We start from the raw sequence: 16,803 nt of genomic DNA on the forward strand, positions 1-16,803 counted from the left end.
ATCACCAACAAAAACAAACATCCACTGTAAAAAACAACTAATCTACCACGAAGGAAGGACGACGTGCAGACAGATTACTTTGAGCGTAAGTTGGACGACAAGCGACGCTTGACAATTCCGGCTGAACTCAGGGCAGAATTTGCATCAGGCGTCGTGCTAACTCGCGGGTTTGGCAGATATCTCCACTTGTATCCACAGCAAATCTGGGATCGGGAAGTGGAAAGCGCTCTAACAGGAAGTATTCTGGATGAGCGAGTTGCCGACCTGAACGTTAAATTCCGACGAGGTAAAACCGCATCGGCGCTCGACCAAAAACAAGGACGAGTGACGATTGAGCAGCATTTGCTCGACTACGCTGGAATTGACAGAGAGGTCGTTGCTGTGCGAGCAGGGGAATATTTTCGGCTAATAGCGGCCGAGAATGCGGAATAGTAGATTAGCTAAGCACTTTAACAATTAGAAACCTCTCGAGATCAACTATCTGGGTATTTGAAAATGGCATGTGGCAATTTGCTCCACATTAAAAACGGCAACGCACCTTCCTCAAACACCTCCCAAAAAAACTCCACCTCACACATAAGTCTCTTTGGAAAACATGGTTGTTACTGACAATCAATAAATTTCCACTCTAAGACAACAAAAACAAACAAAACACAAATACAAAAAAGCCAGAATTAAATATCCAGTTAGGTGATCTCGAGCATTATTTCTGTATAATGGAATAATGATGAGTATTAAAGAACATCCACCACAGTCGGAAGAACTCCAAGCGAGCGAACCGATTCATGTTCCCGTACTTTTGGAGATAACCCTTAGCAAGCTGCAGCCAGTCGAAGGTGAGTCATATCTTGACTTGACGGCTGGCTATGGCGGCCATGCCAGGGCATTCTTAAATAGGACGGATAATTACTTGAGTTCAGTGTTAGTAGATCGCGACGAAAACGCGATTAAGACATTGGGTGATTTGGCTGAAAAAGGCGTAACTTTAATTCACAAAGATTTTGTGAGCGCAGCGCAAGATTTGGTCAAGCAGGGACGTAAGTTTGACGTGATTTTGGCTGATTTGGGGGTGTCGTCACCGCAGCTTGACAGAGCAGAGAGAGGTTTTTCGTTCAGATTTGACGGTCCGCTTGATATGCGGATGGACAATCGGACGGAAATCACAGCGGCAGATATTGTCAATTCATATTCGGTTGATGATTTGACGCAGCTGATTATTCGTTACGGCGAGGAAAATTCCGGGCGAGCAAGGCGAATTGCACAGGCAATTGTAAAAGCTCGACCAATTCAGGGAACGACTGAGCTGGCTGATCTGATCAAGCAAACCGTTGGTCGCGGTAGTATGAAGCATCATCCTGCGACTCGTACCTTTCAGGCGCTACGCATTGAAGTCAATCGCGAACTTAAGCTGATTGAAGAATTATTGCCACTTTTGCCACGCTTACTTAATAAGGGTGGGCGAGTAGGAATAATTAGTTTTCATAGCTTGGAAGATAGGTTGATTAAGCGTTACTTTTCTGAGCAAGCGATGGCTGGATATGAGGCTGAGTTGATTGTTCCAGAGAAAAAACCGGTGTCTGGAACTGAAGATGTTCACAATCCGCGTAGTCGAAGTGCAAAGTTTCGATACGCCGTGAAAAAATAAAACAAAAAAGAAGGAGGCTATTATGCCAATCCACATCAAAGTAGAATTCCAGAATACAGACAAGCCAGAGGCTGTTTCAGTACGCCGCGGCTAGACTAAAGCGTATTCCGGAATATACCTTAGAAAGACCAGCCTGTCTTTAACGGGCGGGCTGGTTTGTTATGCTAAACACAAATATAAACATAAAAGATAGAGACAAATGACAAACACCACCACATTCACTTCACGACGTTCACACGGTCAATTGCGCCGAAATCAGAATTCTACACGTTTTCAGTCTCAGGTCAAACTTGGTCCTGTTGCTCATACAGTGCTAGTTGCATTGATGATTACAGTACTGGGCTTGATTTATCTTACTCAGGCAACCAGACTTACAGCTTACGGCTATGAAGCTCAGAGTCTGGATACAAAAATCACCGAACTAAGCGCAAAAAAGTCAGAATTGGAAGTGCAGAATGCGCGTCTGACGGCGCTAGAGAAGGTGAAGAATAGCAATGTCGCTTCGGCAATGACAACAACCGAAACGCATTACGCTCAATAGTGATATAATAAGATAAGCAATATGCAGCGGCTTATTCGTTCAAGAACTGGTTGGTTAGCCATCGCTTTACTAGTAGTGATGGCGGCTTTTGTGTTGCGATTATTCCAATTGCAGATTTTGCAATATGGCAAATATACGGAGTTGGCGCGAGCGAGTCAGCAGCGTCAATTTATCATTCCTGCGGAGCGCGGGAAAATTTACATGATGGACGGAAAAACGCCAGTTCCTGTGGTGCTTAATCAGGCGGTCTATACGGTGATTGCGGATCCGCAGTCGATTGACGATAAAGAGCGGAATCAGCTTGTTGATAGTTTGAGGGAAATTGCTGGCGGTGAAATGACGGAAAACGTGTCTGAAAGGCTTAATAATAAAAAGTCGCGTTATGAAGTTTTGGCGAAAAATATCACCAGGACTCAAGCGGAAAAATTGAAAAAGAAAAACTTTGCGGGCGTGTTGTATCAACAAAGCTCTATTCGAAATTATCCTGAGGGCGAACTGGGTGCGCACGTACTTGGATTTGTGAATGCGGCTGGCGAAGGTCAATATGGCGTCGAAGGTTCTTTGAATAAGCAACTTAAAGGTCGGGACGGGCTATTGCAATCTGTAACTGACGTTAGAAACATACCTTTGACGGTTGGAAAAAATAATATGCGAATCGAGGCGAAGCCTGGTGATAATTTAGCGCTGACGGTGGATAGGAATATTCAAAGCCAGACTGAATTGGCGCTGAAAAAGGGAGTCGAAGCGGCTGGCGCCACCGAGGGAAGTGTGATTGTTATGAATCCGAAAAACGGTCAGGTTTTGGCAATGGCGAATTATCCGACTTATAATCCAGCAGATTTTACTAAGCAGAAAAACGGGTCGGTGTTCATGGATAGCGCGTCGATGGTGCCATTTGAGCCGGGTTCGGTTATCAAATCTTTTAGCTTTGCTACGGCAATTGACAAGGGTGTTATTACGCCATCTAGCACGTATAATAATACCGATTGTATTAAAGTCGCTGACCGCACGATGTGTAACGCTCTGAGAGGTTTGGGCGGTCCAATGACGATTCAAGGCGCGTTTAATAATTCGCTCAACGTTGGTACGATTACTGCGATTCGAAAATTAGGAAATGGTTCACAGATTAATTTGCCGGCTCGTCAGACTTTGTATGAATATTATCATGACAAATTTGGGTTTGGTCAGAAGACGGGAATTGAGCTGGGTGAGACTTCGGGTTATATTTATCCGCCAGATAGCGCTGAAGGAAATGAGGTTCGTTATTCGGCTATGACTTACGGGCAAAGTATGAATTTGACTACGATTCAGGTCGCAGCTGGATTTTCATCGCTAGTTAACGGCGGTCAATATTACAAGCCAACTATTCTCGTTGGCACAATTGACGAATCTGGCAATCTGAAATCGTCGGAAAATAAAGTCATTCGCCAAACCGTAAGCGGCAGCACATCATCGCAGATGCGAACGATGCTAACGACGGCGCGCCGATCTTCATTCTTGTCAAAAAGCGACAAATCTGGCTATGAAATCGGTGGAAAAACTAGTACTTCTGAAGCGGTGGTTAATGGCGCTTACACCCAGAAGGAAACGATTGCTGTATATATTGGTTATGGTGGTGGAAAAAATGGCGCCGAATATGTCATAATGGTACGTGTAGCGGCTCCGGGCAAGGGGATTAATTTGCAAGGAAATCTTCACGCTGGACCAATTTTTACAGATATATCCAACTGGATGATTGATTATATGAAAATAGCACCAAAGGAATAAATATGGGAATAGCTTTACAAACAATGACCAACGAATTGACGCACGTATTTTTACTCAGCGTCGGCGCGTTTTTACTAGCGATGTTTTTAACGCCAATTTATACGTTTTTCGCTTATCGATATCGCTTCTGGAAGCGCCAAAGGTCGGAAAGCACTGATGGAAAAAAGCTAGAGGTTTTTGCCAAATTCCAAGCCGCAAAATTGCGGCGAAATATTCCAACCATGGCGGGGATGATTGGTGTGATTTCAATATTTGTGGTGACAATTTTCTTCAATCTAGACCGAGCTCAGACTTGGCTTCCTCTGGCGGCGTTGGTTGGTGGTGGAGTTGTTGGGATAATTGACGATATCATCAATCTGCGTGGTCTTGGGGGCGGCGCGGCGGGACTTCGTAGTCCAGTGAAGTTTGCACTAATTACGCTGATCGGTGCAGTGCTTGGCTGGTTTTTCTTTGCTAAACTGGGCGTAACAAGCTTCCATGTTCCGTTCATGGGGGATGTGAATATTGGGTGGATGATTGTTCCGCTATTTGCGTTTGCAGTGGTGGCTACCGGTAACGCCGTTAATATCTCTGACGGAATGGATGGTCTGGCTGGTGGATTGCTAAGTGCTAGTTTTGGTGCGTTTGGTGTGATTGCTTTATTACAGCAACATGTTCTGTTGGCGGGATTTTGCTTTACGGTTGTCGGAGTACTCTTGAGCTATTTATGGTTCAATATTTATCCAGCTCGATTCTTCATGGGTGACGTTGGAAGTTTTGCTTATGGCGCCAGCTTAGGTGTTGTAGCAATGCTGACCGACTCTTTGCTTTTACTTCCTGTGATTGGTCTGCTATTTGTAATTGAGGCGGGATCAAGCTTGGCTCAAATCGTCAGCAAGAAGCTGTTTAAGAGAAAGATTTTCTTGTCTGCGCCGATTCATCATCACTTGGAGGCGATTGGTTGGCCAGAAACTAAAGTGACGATGCGCTTCTGGGTTATTGGCTGCGTGATGGCGTTTATCGGTGTGATGCTGGCGCTCGCTGGAGGTCATATTGCGTAATTCGGTCGCCAAAAATCGTCAATCTATCGCTCAGCCGGTTCGAAGTCATCGGCCAATGTACCAGATTGTGCTTTATATGGGGCTTTTGTTGCTACTTGGGCTGATTGTTATGTATGCGCTGGGGCCACAACGTGCCAACGTGATGAATTATGCTTACGGCACGAATTATAGCGATACGTATTTCTTTGGTAAGCAGCTGACGAGTGTGCTTATTGCTGTCGTGGCTTTTTCTGCGTTTTATTTTACGCCGTACAAATGGTTTACTGGTGAGAGATCAAAATACATTCTCTACGCTGGATTTGCGCTATGTATTTTACTATTTCTCTCAGGCGCAGTACTTCATTTGTCGTTTGCGCAAGAAACTAACGGCGCGTATAGATGGTTTTATCTGGGAGGATTAGGTAGCTTTCAACCGGCAGAGTTACTTAAATATGGCGTGCTATTGTTTTTGGCGGGATTTTTAGGGCGTCGCTCACAACAGGGAAAATTGAACGATATCCAAGAAACTATCATTCCGCTGGGCATTATTTCCGGATTATCGCTGCTGATGATTGTGTTTTTACAAAAAGACTTGGGAACGGGAATCTCGTTGATAGCGATTATCTTATCAATGATTTTAGTGGCTGGAATTGATTGGAAGATTTTCAAGAAGATTCTGGCGATTGTTGCGCTTTGTGGTTTGGTGATGATTTTTACGTCGCCACACCGAATTGAGCGCGTGATGACTTTCGTGCAAGGCGATAGCCATAAAGGGACGAGTAGTCAGGAGAACAAGAATTATCACATCCAGCAGGCTAGAATTGCGATTGGCTCTGGCGGGCTTCTGGGGCTTGGAATTGGCAAAAGCGTTCAGGCGACAGGATATCTTCCAGAGGCGACTAACGATTCAATTTTTGCTGTCATGGGAGAAACGTTTGGCTTTGTCGGTTTAATGGCTATATTGGCGCTATTTACAGCTTTATTATTGTCAATTTTGCACGTAGCCGCGAGACTTCCAAACGTGACGTTGCGACTAATTGTGGCGGGAATTTTTGGCTGGATTGCTTCTCACGTGATACTGAATATCGCCGCAATGACAGGGCTGGCGCCACTTACCGGAATTCCATTGCCATTATTAAGTTATGGTGGTACAAGTATGTTGTTTATCGCGGCAGCGCTCGGTTTAGTTTTCCAAATTTCCAAATATACGTCACATAAAGCATTAGAGGAGGGTGAAAGTGGCCAAGATCTTAGCGGTCGGCGGCGGCTCAGGCGGACACGTTACGCCAGTGGTAGCCGTATTTAGAGAATTACAGAAAACTGGTGATCACGAGCTTCGTTTTTGGTGTGATAAAAAATTTGGTGCCAGCGCGCGCGGGATTTTTGCTAAGTTCGATGAAAATATTCCAGTCGATTTGATTATTGCTGGAAAATTACGCCGATATCACGGAAAAAGCATCTCATTTCATTTACATCCGTCAATTTTATTTCCAAATTTGCGCGACGGTTTTAAGGTGATGGTTGGATTTTTCCAGAGTTTGTTTAAGCTTATGAAGTGGCGTCCAGATGTTATTTTTATTAAGGGCGGATATGTTTGTTTGCCGGTTGGTTATGCGGCTCGGCTATTAAGAATTCCGTTGGTTTTGCATGATTCTGACGCGCATCCAGGTTTGACGAATCGCTTATTGAGTCCCTTTGCAAAAGCTATTGGCACGGGCGCGCCGCTTGAATATTACAATTATCCACCGGAAAAAGCTTCATATGTTGGCATTCCAGTTGCGCCAGAATTCCATCCATATTCTGAGGCTGAGAGGAAAGAATTGAAGGAAAAATTGGGCTTTAACGTCAACAAACCGTTGGTTGTTATTACTGGCGGTGGACTCGGAGCAGGCCGAATTAATTCCGCGATTGTAGCAATTAGGGAAAACCTGCTTTCCGAGAATTCAGTGTTTTTGATATCGGGAAATCAGCAATATGAAGAAATTCTCGAGCAAACTGACGAGCGAGAAGGCTGGCGGCTGCAGGCGTTTGTTCATAACGGAATGGCGGAAGTTTTGGCGGCGGCGGATATAGTCGTGACCAGGGCAGGGGCGACTACTCTTTTGGAATTGGCGGCGCTACATAAACCGACAATCATCATCCCTAACGGTCATTTGACAGGCGGGCATCAATTGAAAAACGCTAAGGTTTACCAGGACGCATTGGCGGCGTTGATAGTTTCCGAAGACGAGTTGGATAAGGACAACCAAATCTTGGCACGAAAAATAATTGGCGTATTAAAATCTCAGAAAATTCTTAAAGGTCTGGGCGATAACTTTGGTAAATTTGCCAAGCCAAACGCGGCTAAAGATATGGCGAAGATTATTCTTACTACAGTGCGAAGGCAGGGTAGGCGAAAGTGAAATTCCCCTTCTCTAAGAAAAAATCGGACGAGAATCTAAGCCGTCGAGAAATCGCAGCGCGTCGTCGAACTGAGAATTACGATGATTTGCCCGCCCAATCGTATCGTCGGAACAGGACGCTTAATAGCCGCCAAACATCCTCTCCTTTGGAGACTTCTGAGAGACTCGAGACGCACGAATTGGTGAAAAAACGTCGCCGTGTAATGCGGAAAATGTTTGCGACTGCGATAAGCCTGCTTGTTGTGATATTTCTTTTGTTCCAATTGACAATTAATATTTCAATCCAAACTCCCGACGCAAAAAGTTCCAGTAACGCTAATAAATACGTGAGCGTTCTTAATGAATATTACAGCGCTCATCCAGCGGAGAGGTTTCGATTCTTCCTCAATAATAATGACCTAAAGCAATTCTTTTTACAGAAAGCTCCTGAAGTAAAAAACATTCGCGTGGAGGGAGATTTTCTAGCGCGATCAGCTGTTAAGTTGACGTTTAGGCAGCCAGTGGCTCAGTGGTCTTCCGGGGATAAGATTTATTTTGTTGATGATAGCGGCGTTACTTTTGAGCGGAATTATTTTGCTGCGCCTACGGTTGCTGTTCGTGATGAAAGTGGCCTACCGACTAGAGGCGGTCAAGAAGTTATCAATCGTCAATTCTTGAGCTTCCTTGGTCAAGCCGTGTCTGAATTTTCGCAACATAAAATGAATGTTTCAGAGGTTATTCTGCCGGCTAATACTGTGCGTCAAGTCTGGTTTAAGGTTGAGGGCAGGGAAACCCAGATTCGTATGACGGTGGATAGGTCTGCTCAGGCTCAGGTTAAACAGGCGATAGCTACTTTGAGTTATTTGGACAACAATGGCACGAAGCCAGGGTATATAGACGTTAGGGTAGATCAAAGGTCGTTCTATAAGTAGGGGCGGTCAACTTCTCTTCTGGATAGAATAAGTTCTCTTTTTGTTCTATTTCTGTATGGTGTAGAAAATATATATAACAATATAAAAATATGCAAAAGTCAAATAATCGCAAAATGATAAGCTAGGGGAGTAGGGCAATAAAAATATAAAAATGTCAAATAATATAAAATGCATTGTGGAAAACTTAACGAGCTTACGGCGCGCATACTCAGAGTTTATATTGATGTAAAAATATCAATGTAGCACTCCGGCATGTGTAGTGTTGGAATTAAAAAAATATTTTTAAGTTCGTATTTTGTTGGTGTATTTTTTTATAAAAGACAGTATGTTTTATGAGGTTGTATGTAGTAGAGATTCCCTAGCCGAATTATCAGAAAAAGTTCGTTTTATAAGGTGTTAGCGAATATATGCAGACATATGTATATTCATCTTTGTATGGTATTTATTATTGCGTAAAAGGTACATTGTGCGACATTAAAACTATATCTAAAACACGACTATTCCATCGTCTTTATTCGCGATAAATTTATCTCATTTTCACCAAATCAACCTACTTATCGTTTACTATTTTATAGACCGCCCTATTTGTCAGCTTGGTGCGTTTTATGTTGTATATTGGTTTATCTGCATTGGCTCGGATTTATAATTTATATTTGTATTGCGCAAAATTTATCAATATAAATACTCAGCCGGATTCGGCTTTATGTACACTTAAAAATTAACTCATAATTAGTTCGTATTTTGTTCTATTGTTTTTTAATCGCTAATTTTGCGAAAGAGCTTGGGTGATTCTGTGCTTAATTATTTCACTATTCCATTCGCCTGCCTTAAATCGCAGTAGGGGCATGTTAGTATTGGCCATGATCGAATTGACAAAATCGTCGCGCGTTTTTCGATCGGGCTGGTTGTGAGTACTATCATCAAGCTCAATAGCTATGAGAGGTTTCATATCATTGGTGCAAATTAGAAAATCTACAGACTTACCGTTTATTCTCGCGAAAGCCGCTTTCCAACTTTGCCCTTTTATCTCATGATCCAAAAACATGCTTAAATGAGCCTGAGGTATAATTACACATCCGTTTACCGCTTCGTGTAGTGTTTTGTAAAACGATAATTCACTTGGCGTCATTGCGCAAGATTTTTTGATGTATACATATTCTTTCTTTATTGGGGTTTTAATTGGGCTTGTGTCGCCGTCAGTCCCCTGTCTTACTTTGATTACCAGAAAAATAATTACGGCGGCTACTATAACTATAAATATAAGCGTTTCCATGAGATTAGTTTATCATATGTTGATAATAAATGCTTACGATTTTTAGGCTTTATCGTTGCGGTGATATAATAAGAGTGATAATTTTATCGGAGATATTTATGACTTTTTTAAATTATAATAAAGATGAAAAGTTGGAATTCAATTATAAGAGAGCGTGTGGATTGTGGCTAATTGTAATAGCGGCGATTATTTCAATAGCTACTTTAACAGGAGGAAAGCAAATAATAAATATGCAAGTATTTAGCATTGGGTATATTATTAGTTTTTTCTCAATCAACATGAATAAAAAGGTGTTGAATAGGCTGTCTGATGGCTCTTCGAGTGAATTTCAAAAGAAAGTATCTTTATATGCCGTTATTTTATTATTTATCTTAATGGTTTTGCTGGGCGGACCATTCTTTGCGACTGAAAATTGGAGATTGATTTGGCTGGGAGCGCTGATGGCAACTGCACTGCATTTTTTCCTGTATTATTTTGTGCATGGAAAATCAATGATATATTTAGGTCTTATTTGCGCCATTAATATTTTTGTAGGATACATTTTTATTGCTATACCTTTAGAAGTGATAGCATATATTGACTCGGCAATTAAGCTTGTATTTGGAGTATATTTATTATTTTTTTCGAAGCCGTCAAAAAAGACATCTCGTTTTTGAGGTGCCTTCATGCAATGACAGCTGCAAATCACAACAACTGCCCAGCCATCATACTACTTTTTAAGCGACTGCTCAAGCCTCCAGTTTATCTCACCAGTTACGCTACGGCCATTTTCAGGAGGCGGAAGTAGTCGCATGGATGCCCAAACCATGCGATTACAGTTTGTCGCTATTTGCTAGATTCCGCAATACGCTTAGTTGGCTATATTGTTATGGTGTCCTTCGACTTCGTAATAATTTATACATTTGATAAGCTAAAATACATAAATGAGCGCGTAAAATAAACAACGTATTTTATGCTAAAATGAGGGCAGGAGGATAATATGGCAAACGGAACTAAAATACTTGATAATGGAATTATTTTTCACTCATTTACGATGGGGGAATTGTTAATCTCAGTATTGCTACTGATAATCATAATAATTTTGCTGGTCAATATCAATAAAAAAGACTAAGCAAAAATAGAAAAGTCGCGCTTTCGGGCTTTTAAATATTCATTCATCATAGGCGACGCGGACACACAACGAGTTATAGTTCCCTAACAATTTAGATATTGATATAATCTGGCGCGGATACGAACGCCTTCGCCAAATGTTATAGTTCCCTAACAATTTAGATATTGATATAATGAGAGGAATACAAAAGTGTTTATGATCTTGGTTATAGTTCCCTAACAATTTAGATATTGATATAATGCCAACGTGAAGAATACTTGCGTGGTCTAGGTTATAGTTCCCTAACAATTTAGATATTGATATAATAGCGCCGTGTGCAGAATTTCTTTTACAATGGTTATAGTTCCCTAACAATTTAGATATTGATATAATAAAAAGTATAAAAAAATAAAAAAAGTATGGTTATAGTTCCCTAACAATTTAGATATTGATATAATCTGATGACTCTATAAGAGCTAATTGCTCAGGTTATAGTTCCCTAACAATTTAGATATTGATATAATATGGACCGCTACCAGAACTAACCTCATCGCGTTATAGTTCCCTAACAATTTAGATATTGATATAATTCGTCTTTTTTTTCAAGGGCAGAAACCTTAGTTATAGTTCCCTAACAATTTAGATATTGATATAATACTTCCTTAAATCCCCCTCTGCTACGAGGGGGATTTTTGGTTAGAAAAATGCTAATTGCCCAGCTGGAACGGACTTTTCTTGAGTAGTTTTTTCGCCAACAATAACATGCATGTGTGTAAATTGATGCTCTGTTAAATAAAGCAATCGCACTGAACCGCTGTCCGGAGCGTGTCTCTTAATTCGCATCATATGTTTTTCTGCAACGTCACGATTTGGACATAGCCGCGTATATATGCTGTATTGGAGCATATCAAAACCATCGTCCAATAAGAATTTACGAAACTGTGTTGCGGCCTTACGCTCTGTTTTAGTATTGGTCGGCAAATCGAAAAATACCGCGACCCTCATGATTTTATATGACATCCCTTCCCTGTTAGGGGGGCGATTTTTGGCAAAAGAAGCTTACGCGCCTCCCTTACCTCGATACATTCGATAAAGCTTTCAACCGTCCGCTCAACCGCATGTTTTATAGTAAACTTCTTATCTTTGATTATAACATAATAATTTAATATGTCAATAATAAGTTCGCGATCATGCTTGGTAAGGCTGGCGTCGCGGTCGCCGACATGAAGTGGTGCAACTTTTTCGAAGATATATAAATCGACAGCGGCACGGTACGGCTCAATCAAATCGTCGGCTAGATTAAAACTATTGAGCTCATTGTGATGAAAAACTCCCTGTGAGGCAACGAGCCCACGAGCGGCGACATGCCGAGCTATATGACTGCGCACTATCGCGTAACCATAATTGAGCGCGGCATTATGCCAAATAGGCTTACGTCGCGTGGCATCATCGAGTAGCTGGTCAAAATATATGCGAGCAGCGATTGACTCGCGATTGCTGGTGTCGCCCGATTTAACATCGTTAGTAAAAGACCGCAAAGTGGAGTCGTCTAGCCCGCGAGATCGCAAGACGTCTGCTTGATTTGTGATTTTACTGATAATAATTTGTTGCCATAGTTGCTTTTTTAAGGGTTGACTCATGGACAATTGTTGACGCGAGACTTTGGCTTGACGTGAATGCTGTGAATATGGCAAAAGTACACTGGCGGGTAAATGCTTTTCATCGCATATTATAGTCGTCGTACCATTGGTCACTAGTGCTGTGAGTAGATTTGTGGTTGTGATGATACCATAGCCGTCCAGAATGAGCGAGTCGATATCCTCGATTGGTAAGGTTGCTTCGACATCTTGCGCAATTACTAGCTGGTTGTCGCGCAAGCTAAGTCTTGCAGGATTCTCGATAGCTATAACACGCCAGGCCATTTATAGCCACCTGTAGTTATCGCCGAGGACGGCAATGTCGTAACGTTCAATGAGGGTGGCGGTTTTAGCTACTTTACTGATTAAGTCGCTATCGTTTTTACTCGTGTCACTGTGTTTTATAAGTTTTAAACTACTGTCGTTAGTGTTGTATTTTACGTAGTATCCTTCAACGATCTCGTTATCAAAATATATTCGCACGTAGTCATTTGGATATATGGAGAATTGCTTTATAAATCCATTCTCTAGTGTCGCATATATCTTATTACCCTCTGTTCGGATAGTATCAAAATCTGCCTTTTCGTTCTTACTCCGGCCAGTAGGTGTTGGCAAAACCTCAATCCTTTGAGTGTTTATCAAATGAGTGTAGACTGGAGTAAAATAATATTCGTATATATCTTTATAGTTTTTACGTTTATAAACATCAAGACGAATAGTCTTACCATTATTCACAAAGGCTCTTTGCTTGTTAACTAAGAATCCACTTCTTGAATCTCGTGTGTTATATATTTTTATACTGCGTACAATATTGCCACGCTTACCGTCTTTTGTTGGTTTGTAAACGCTCTCGGCAAATGCTTTTTTTGGATCACCATTAAAATCCTTGAGTCGCTGTTCCAGAATTTTGTACAGTTTAGGATCTGTTTCACGAATTGGTGAATCGTATAATTTTTTAAGATCTACAGAATGGAGCGACACTCGATGTTTGCGTGCAATGGCGGGTTTTCCTTTTTCGTCAATGTAACCTGCTACGATTTTAGGTGATCGGAAAGTCGCATCATTTGCCGAGCCTTTTCCGGAGCGTTTAGGCATGCGTGAAACAAATATAGGCAGTGTGCTCAAACGAAATTCTTCGTCGTAGTTTTTTAGACCAGTTAGTTCATTATGGAGTTCGCTTGGTGTATTATACGGTTTACTGCGTTTTCGCACCTCCTTACCAAAATCATTCCAGGGCTCAAGATCTGCTATATGCTGTTCAAATTGATTACGATCAAGAACCTCTCCTGTTAGTTTATCGACAATCTCGTTTTTATCAGTATATTTGAATAATTCGTAGTATTTATTAAGACTTGATATTTTTTGAATAATGCTTGGACTTGTCGCGGCAATAATACAGGCGTCAGCCGCATGGTGCAAATTATTATCATCGCGATTTTTATTGCCAACATGCCACACCCTTCTTAAATATGAAGTGATTGATCCACTTGGTGAGAAGACTCTCTGCGCACCAGTCTCGCCTTCGATTTTAGGAAAATCTAAATTGTCACGAATGTATTGACGTAAAAAACGTGAAATATATCGAGTGTCGTTGAGTGCGCGGACATTCCAATCTTCAACTAGTTTACTTTTTGACAGAAGGCGGTCTCTTTTAGCGGTTGGCAATCCAGCGGTTGCTCTTACGCGCGCTTCAAATTGTGTCCATTTTTTATCATCTCCACCCCACGCCTCGTATGGTGTCAGATTTCCTTTCTCTTGATTTTCGTCTGCAAAAACCAAAACTTTATTGTTTAATCCATCGTTGCCGCAGCGTGAAAATGGTATAATGTGATCTATCTCGCCATAATGTTCATCGGCGAAAAGATTTTCAAGATTTATTTCTTTGCCTGAGTAAAGGCTAACACCGTTTTGCTGCTCACGTAATTTAAACTTAGTAATTTGTAGTCCTGTTGGTGTTGGTATATTAAATTCAGTGATAAGTTTCTGCTTAATTTTTTCGTTATATTCAGCATTCTCGTCTTGAATATTTTTTATCTTATTACGTTCTTGGGCATTTTTTGCCAGCTCACTTGCTGTTTCTATTTTTACACTGTATGGCATGCCATACTTCCTGATAATTGCATTAACTACTTTAATAGTCTGAGACACTGCACGCTTGACAACAGGGTTAGTAATTTGTGCTGCTTGTTTCTCTGACAATGGCGGTAATTTCTTCTTGTTGCCAGAAAGACTTTGAGAAAAGCTGTAGCCAGCCTTTTCAACCGCTTCGCTATAGTTTAATCCTCTTAGTAGCCATGGGGTTATTCTATGGAGAGAGTCAAATGACAAATGGACAAAGCCGCTAACGTTGATTGGTAAAAGTGCTTCAACGGCATAGGTGCTTATATTTAATTTGGATAGTTCTGTACGCAGACTTGAGTCGTCTTTATTTACCGTCAGCATTAACCCTGCTGTATCTAATAGCTCAAAATTATTGGTAGCTAGTATGTCCCAATCTTTTGGATGTTGTTCGAGAGCTTTTTTGACAGTATGGTAAAATATCATTGAGTCGAATTTATTACTTTCACCGTTCTTTTTGTCGTCATTTTTAATTTTGCCACGTATCATACCCTGAGCAAAACTAAAGCTTTGGTCGTCCTTATATCCAAGTATGTCACGAATATGCTCATATTTTAGTACTTTGACGTTCTTTGCTTTCTCGATTATTTTTGCGATCTCATCCTCAGACAACTGTCGAGTCTCTCGATCGACTACAATGCGAAGATGGGATAGATTTTGGGCGAGACGAAATAGCTCAAAGCTATAGCTAGCCTTTGGTGCGCGAGGCTTTTCTGGCTCGAATTCACAATAACCACGCATCTTTTTAATCAGTTCACTTGTCATGAATGGTCGCTGTGAAAATATACCATTGTAGTTGCCATTTTTTATATCACCGTACAACAAGGTTTGTATCTTTTCATATGGTAGTTTAAGGCCAAATTTTTTCTGAGAATCAAGAAGCAGCATCACTTCATCTTCAAAATTCTTACGAACAAATGAATTTTTATATGTGTTTATTTTATTGCGTTTATTGTTCTTGAATTTTTCATCAAGCGTAAGTACTTTGGCTACCGATTTTGTCTTATACTTTTCCAAAAGTAGTTTGTTTTCAGAAATAGCTGATAACACTTGAGATCCTTCAATATCCTGCTCTTCTACAGATATACGATTACTCTTATATCCACGTCTCTTTGCTATATGATAAAGAGCTACGAATAGCTCTTCTGGCGAGAGTCTTTCATTCAAACCCTTGATACGTAGAGCGTAGGGATCATAGATTGGCCTCCACTTTTTGGGGTGAGTTGGGCTAAGCATATCACCTATGCGACTCTCTGATATCAAATTGTTATCAATAAAGAACCGCTTGAGATAATTAAGCCTTTGTCGACGTCTCCTTAGTCGATGTCTATTGGATCTATCAATCCTGCGCGGTTCGGCAAGACTCTTGCCGGTTTTTGGTACTTCTGGTCGCTCAAAAATGCGCACCCCTAAATCATGGATGCGCTCTTTATCTAAGTCCAATACCGCCCAGCCGATTGAAGATGTCCCGATATCTAGTCCTAGTGAATATTTTTTTGGTGAATATGAATATTTTTGAGTCATGATGGTCCTTTTTTGAGATAATTTAATGCAATTATACAACCAAAATAGAATATTTGAAAGCGTAAATACTTTACTCATAAAAAAGATAATCCGCCCAACAAGTGAGCGGATTAGTGCTTTGCTCCAGTATTTCATATACTTTACAGCGGATTTTTACCGCCAGATTATTATAGAAACCTAGAACAATTTAGATATTGATACAATCCTTACTTAAGGGACTGTAACTACAGTGTATCTCACTTAATAGTATTGTGCAAGTATTATTTTGGCCATATTCTGGCAACTGAGCAGCACTGGCATGGTTACCATCGCCGTTGACATTCTGGTTGGCAAATCTAGTGTCATTGCATTGAATACCTTTTATTTAGAGATATTATTTTCTATTTCTTCAGGGTGTATGGGTTCGTCTCTGCTGGCTCCATGAGGATGTAATGTGGTTGTTTTCGTCATTGACATCTTGAGGATTGTTTGGTATACTGGAGTTGTCAATCGACTGGTCAAGCGCATCTGCGCTAATAGCGGAACCATCGAGTCCGCGCCCAGTCGATTTTCTTATGCCTGAAATATCATAAGCTAACACATTGCCTTCATTGACATTTTGGGCTTCTTGTGCTATATTAGCACCATCAGAGCTCCGACCGGCGGAAACTGGCGCGCCGCCGACATAGCTATCGCTATTGGTGGATGATGGAACAACATTTGCGCCTCCATCCGAAGCTTTCGAAATCTCTTCTCGTTGTTGGGAGAGATTTTTTATTTCTCCTTCTCTTCTTTGTGAAATGTTCTTTAAGCTTATATTCCCATTAAAATCAGCTATTGTAGCCGTATTGTATCTGCCAGTCTCGGCTGGGCTAGCTACTATATTTATATGATCAC

13 protein-coding genes and 1 CRISPR repeat array are annotated in these 16,803 nt (G+C 41.2%); of the genes, 9 read left to right on the forward strand and 4 right to left on the reverse strand.

Annotated features, from left to right (window positions below; genetic code table 11):
* Positions 1-63: 63 nt before the first annotated feature.
* The 8 genes from LRM47_RS03610 (at position 64) to LRM47_RS03645 (ending at position 8,285) form a co-directional block, all read left to right on the forward strand.
* Positions 64-432 carry a division/cell wall cluster transcriptional repressor MraZ gene (locus LRM47_RS03610; protein WP_243822824.1) on the forward strand — a complete coding sequence of 123 codons (369 nt, stop codon included), beginning with the start codon at positions 64-66 and terminating at the stop codon, positions 430-432.
* A 292-nt stretch (positions 433-724) separates the two neighbouring features.
* Positions 725-1,645: a 16S rRNA (cytosine(1402)-N(4))-methyltransferase RsmH gene (gene rsmH / locus LRM47_RS03615; RefSeq protein WP_243822825.1), complete on the forward strand. Its 921-nt coding sequence runs from the start codon at positions 725-727 to the stop codon at positions 1,643-1,645.
* Positions 1,646-1,844: 199 nt separating this feature from the next.
* Positions 1,845-2,186, forward strand: a complete 342-nt coding sequence (locus tag LRM47_RS03620) for a hypothetical protein (protein WP_129634729.1) — start codon at positions 1,845-1,847, stop codon at positions 2,184-2,186.
* Positions 2,187-2,207: 21 nt separating this feature from the next.
* The gene (locus LRM47_RS03625) at positions 2,208-3,953 is read left to right on the forward strand and encodes a peptidoglycan D,D-transpeptidase FtsI family protein (RefSeq protein WP_243822826.1); all 1,746 of its coding nucleotides are present in this window, start codon (positions 2,208-2,210) and stop codon (positions 3,951-3,953) included.
* Between the two features lie 2 nt (positions 3,954-3,955).
* The gene (locus tag LRM47_RS03630; RefSeq protein WP_243822827.1) at positions 3,956-4,993 is read left to right on the forward strand and encodes a phospho-N-acetylmuramoyl-pentapeptide-transferase; all 1,038 of its coding nucleotides are present in this window, start codon (positions 3,956-3,958) and stop codon (positions 4,991-4,993) included.
* A complete protein-coding gene (locus LRM47_RS03635; RefSeq protein WP_243822828.1) occupies positions 4,986-6,278 on the forward strand; it encodes an FtsW/RodA/SpoVE family cell cycle protein in 1,293 nt (430 codons plus the stop codon). The genes LRM47_RS03630 and LRM47_RS03635 overlap by 8 nt, the downstream gene beginning before the upstream one ends.
* Positions 6,211-7,374 (forward strand): UDP-N-acetylglucosamine--N-acetylmuramyl-(pentapeptide) pyrophosphoryl-undecaprenol N-acetylglucosamine transferase, encoded by a 1,164-nt coding sequence (locus LRM47_RS04170; RefSeq protein ID WP_243822829.1) that lies wholly within the window; start codon positions 6,211-6,213, stop codon positions 7,372-7,374. The genes LRM47_RS03635 and LRM47_RS04170 overlap by 68 nt, the downstream gene beginning before the upstream one ends.
* Positions 7,371-8,285, forward strand: a complete 915-nt coding sequence (locus LRM47_RS03645) for a cell division protein FtsQ/DivIB (protein WP_243822830.1) — start codon at positions 7,371-7,373, stop codon at positions 8,283-8,285. The genes LRM47_RS04170 and LRM47_RS03645 overlap by 4 nt, the downstream gene beginning before the upstream one ends.
* A gap of 763 nt (positions 8,286-9,048) precedes the next feature.
* Here LRM47_RS03645 and LRM47_RS03650 read toward each other — a convergent pair.
* Positions 9,049-9,558, reverse strand: coding sequence for a DUF2726 domain-containing protein (locus tag LRM47_RS03650; RefSeq protein ID WP_243822831.1), 510 nt, complete (start codon positions 9,556-9,558; stop codon positions 9,049-9,051).
* A 98-nt stretch (positions 9,559-9,656) separates the two neighbouring features.
* Here LRM47_RS03650 and LRM47_RS03655 point away from each other — a divergent pair, with 98 nt between their 5' ends.
* Positions 9,657-10,214, forward strand: a complete 558-nt coding sequence (locus tag LRM47_RS03655; RefSeq protein WP_243822832.1) for a DUF6609 family protein — start codon at positions 9,657-9,659, stop codon at positions 10,212-10,214.
* Positions 10,215-10,741: 527 nt separating this feature from the next.
* Positions 10,742-11,304: direct repeats of the CRISPR family, unit length 36 nt; unit sequence GTTATAGTTCCCTAACAATTTAGATATTGATATAAT.
* Positions 11,305-11,344: 40 nt separating this feature from the next.
* Here the strand turns inward: LRM47_RS03655 and cas2 are convergent.
* The 3 genes from cas2 to cas9 are packed head-to-tail and all read right to left on the reverse strand — an operon-like array spanning position 11,345 to position 15,927.
* A complete protein-coding gene (gene cas2 / locus LRM47_RS03660) occupies positions 11,345-11,653 on the reverse strand; it encodes a CRISPR-associated endonuclease Cas2 (RefSeq protein ID WP_243822833.1) in 309 nt (102 codons plus the stop codon).
* Positions 11,650-12,570 carry a type II CRISPR-associated endonuclease Cas1 gene (cas1, locus tag LRM47_RS03665; protein WP_243822834.1) on the reverse strand — a complete coding sequence of 307 codons (921 nt, stop codon included), beginning with the start codon at positions 12,568-12,570 and terminating at the stop codon, positions 11,650-11,652. The genes cas2 and cas1 overlap by 4 nt, the downstream gene beginning before the upstream one ends.
* A complete protein-coding gene (gene cas9 / locus LRM47_RS03670) occupies positions 12,571-15,927 on the reverse strand; it encodes a type II CRISPR RNA-guided endonuclease Cas9 (RefSeq protein WP_243822835.1) in 3,357 nt (1,118 codons plus the stop codon).
* Positions 15,928-16,803: the final 876 nt, after the last annotated feature.

This window comes from Candidatus Nanosynbacter sp. TM7-076 (assembly GCF_022828325.1).
Classification (GTDB): Bacteria; Patescibacteriota; Saccharimonadia; order Saccharimonadales; family Saccharimonadaceae; genus Nanosynbacter.

Bases quoted from the DNA above. Each gene is read 5' to 3' on its own strand.
- LRM47_RS03655 (WP_243822832.1), top strand. From the start codon at position 9,657: ATGACTTTTTTAAATTATAATAAAGATGAAAAGTTGGAATTCAATTAT.
- cas9 (WP_243822835.1), bottom strand. From the start codon at position 15,927: ATGACTCAAAAATATTCATATTCACCAAAAAAATATTCACTAGGACTA.
- rsmH (WP_243822825.1), top strand. From the start codon at position 725: ATGATGAGTATTAAAGAACATCCACCACAGTCGGAAGAACTCCAAGCG.
- LRM47_RS03650 (WP_243822831.1), bottom strand. From the start codon at position 9,558: ATGGAAACGCTTATATTTATAGTTATAGTAGCCGCCGTAATTATTTTT.
- cas2 (WP_243822833.1), bottom strand. From the start codon at position 11,653: ATGAGGGTCGCGGTATTTTTCGATTTGCCGACCAATACTAAAACAGAG.
- LRM47_RS03625 (WP_243822826.1), top strand. From the start codon at position 2,208: ATGCAGCGGCTTATTCGTTCAAGAACTGGTTGGTTAGCCATCGCTTTA.
- LRM47_RS03620 (WP_129634729.1), top strand. From the start codon at position 1,845: ATGACAAACACCACCACATTCACTTCACGACGTTCACACGGTCAATTG.
- cas1 (WP_243822834.1), bottom strand. From the start codon at position 12,570: ATGGCCTGGCGTGTTATAGCTATCGAGAATCCTGCAAGACTTAGCTTG.
- LRM47_RS03630 (WP_243822827.1), top strand. From the start codon at position 3,956: ATGGGAATAGCTTTACAAACAATGACCAACGAATTGACGCACGTATTT.